The organism is uncultured Helcococcus sp. (genome assembly GCF_946998255.1).
Taxonomy (GTDB): Bacteria; Bacillota; Clostridia; order Tissierellales; family Peptoniphilaceae; genus Helcococcus.
Genome location: NZ_CAMPYN010000095.1, coordinates 1 through 2,569, shown reverse-complemented (window position 1 = coordinate 2,569; position 2,569 = coordinate 1). Strand labels below are relative to the sequence as shown.

Annotated in this window: 3 protein-coding genes; all 3 read left to right on the top strand. The window is 27.9% G+C overall.

What is annotated here, in order from left to right; translation table 11 throughout:
* Positions 1-375 (top strand): phospholipase D-like domain-containing protein (locus Q0U66_RS05810; RefSeq protein WP_297378622.1); only part of this gene is annotated, 375 nt, incomplete at its 5' end.
* 143 nt (positions 376-518) lie between these two features.
* The gene (locus tag Q0U66_RS05805) at positions 519-1,796 is read left to right on the top strand and encodes an ABC transporter permease (protein WP_297378619.1); all 1,278 of its coding nucleotides are present in this window, start codon (positions 519-521) and stop codon (positions 1,794-1,796) included.
* Positions 1,797-1,804: 8 nt separating this feature from the next.
* Positions 1,805-2,437, top strand: a complete 633-nt coding sequence (locus Q0U66_RS05800; protein ID WP_297378615.1) for an ABC transporter ATP-binding protein — start codon at positions 1,805-1,807, stop codon at positions 2,435-2,437.
* Positions 2,438-2,569 lie beyond the last annotated feature (132 nt).

Here is a 2,569-nt window from a genome sequence, read left to right as displayed (position 1 = left end):
GATGTTAGACTAATGATGCCTGGTAAACCTGATAAAAAAATCCCATTTTGCATGTCAAGATCATATTATCAAGGATTAATTGAAGCAGGAGTAAAAATTTATGAATATAATCCTGGATTTTTACATTCAAAATCCTTTGTGTCTGATGATAAAACTTCTGTCGCAGGTACAGTTAACTTGGATTTCAGGTCTTTACACCTCCACTATGAAAATGGAGTATTGGTATATGATAAAGACTTTGCTTTAACCCTTAAAAAAGACTTTATAGACACACAAAAATTATGTCAAGAAATAACTATAACTTCTTTCAAAGAACTATCGATATTTTATAGGCTATCAGGAAAAATGCTTAGAATTTTTGCACCTTTAATGTAAAAATAATATTCATATTTGCATATAATTTAATTCATCCTCCCCTAAGTTAGGACTAACTGGCTTAGAGGAGGATTTTTTTGTAAAAAAGGATTCACATATATTTCATATTCATAGGTTATATTAGTAAATACATGGGAGGTATGATGAATATTATAAAAAGATCATATAGGTATGTAAGTAGAAATAGTTACAAAACACTTATATTGTTTGTAACCATGACTTTAATACTTTCAAGTTTTTATGCCTGTATAAGCATATTTAAATCAAATGAAAATATAAAGGAAGAGATTTACAAGTCTTCAAATTCTTATTTTGTAATTAGTAAAAAAAATAGAAGTCAATTTAAGACGAATCAATTAGATAAGATAAAAGAGATTGAGAATGTTAAGGATTTTAGTTTTTATAATCAATTGAATGGACAATTAAAAGATTTAAAGGTTATTGAAAAAGAACAGGCTATACAAAGAGATGAAATCCCCGAAGAATTCAAAAACTTAATTGCAGTAAATTCTGTAAGTGATTCAAACAAAGATCCTTTATTTGAAAGTGAAAATTTTAAATTGGTAGATGGTCGACACTTAAACGAAAAAGATGAGAACAAAATTCTAATTCATAAGGAATTAGCTAAACTTAACAAGTTGAAAGTTAATGACCAAATTGATGTAGATTATTTAAGTAATAATGTATCGGCTAATAAAAAAACAAGTAAAAAATATACAATTGTTGGAATTTTCGAAGGTATAAAGCAAGAAGAAAATACTGGTTTATCTTCTGATTTTAGTGAAAATACTGTATATACTGATTACAAATCTAGTCAGGAAAGTTCAAATGAAAAAGACTATATGCTAAGCAAGGCCTATTATTTTGTGAAAAATCCAGAGAAAATAAAAGATACTATGGCAGAAGTTGAAAAGTTAATAGGAAAAGATGAATTTTTCATAGAGCAAGATGATAAAAACTTTGCAAGTCTATCTGATTCGATTGAATCTACAAGCCAGATAATTAAATTTATGATGATAATTTTAGTCGTTGCAGGTTTGGCAGTTTTACTATTATTATATATGTTTTATGTAAGAGAAAGAATAAATGAAATAGGAATATATCTTTCCCTTGGTATAAGTAAAAAAGAAATACTTGGACAAGTGACTTTAGAAGGATTTATGATTTCTCTACCAAGTTTACTTCTTTCGTGGATATTGGGAAATCTGATGGTAAGTTCTTTTGTAAAAGGGATAAGTCATATAAATGAAGATATAGGTGATATATCAAACTTACTTACAAAATCAAGCAGTTTTTATAATCTTGATAACCTAATATTTGCCTATGTAATATTGATACTAGTAATAGATTTAGCAGTATTTTTAGCCTTATTTAAATTAATGAGAAGAAAACCAAGAGAAATATTAACACAAATAGATTAGGAGATAAAATGGAAATATTAAAAATGAACAATCTATCATATAGTTATGCTGATAGTAAGGGAAAAGTACTAAATAGAGTGAATTATGCTTTTGAAGAAGGAAAATTTTATGCTATAACTGGTCAGTCAGGAGCAGGTAAAACGACCTTGCTATCTTTACTAGCTGGACTAGATAGTCCGACAAAGGGAGAAATATTATATAAAAATCAAAATATAAAAAATACTGGTTATAGTAACCACAGAAAGAATAATATATCTCTAGTCTTTCAAAACTATAACTTAATTGATTATTTAACACCACTTGAAAATGTAAGACTAGTAGATAAAAATGCTAGTGAAAATATCTTAATGAGAGTTGGCTTAGCTAAAGAGCAAATAAATAGAAATGTAATGAAATTATCCGGTGGACAACAACAAAGGGTAGCCATTGCTAGAGCCTTGGCTTCTGATGCGCCTATTATACTTGCTGATGAACCAACAGGTAACTTAGATGAAAATACTGGTTTAGATATTATTCATATTCTTAAAGAAGCTGCTAGAGAAAAAAATAAATGTGTAATAGTTGTTACCCACAGCAAAACTTTAGCAGACCAAGCAGACCAAGTAATAGAAATCAAAAATAAAAGTATAGTAAATAAATAGAAAGGTATATTATGATAAAGAATTCCTTAGCTTATGTGGTAAGAAAACCCTTAAAGACTTTGATTTTATTCACAATTATACTTGCAATGTCAACTTTAAGTATTGTAAGTTTAGCTATCAAGTCTTCAACTG

Excerpts from the sequence above, each read along its gene's own strand:
- Q0U66_RS05805 (WP_297378619.1), top strand. The coding sequence starts at position 519 with ATGAATATTATAAAAAGATCATATAGGTATGTAAGTAGAAATAGTTAC.
- Q0U66_RS05800 (WP_297378615.1), top strand. The coding sequence starts at position 1,805 with ATGGAAATATTAAAAATGAACAATCTATCATATAGTTATGCTGATAGT.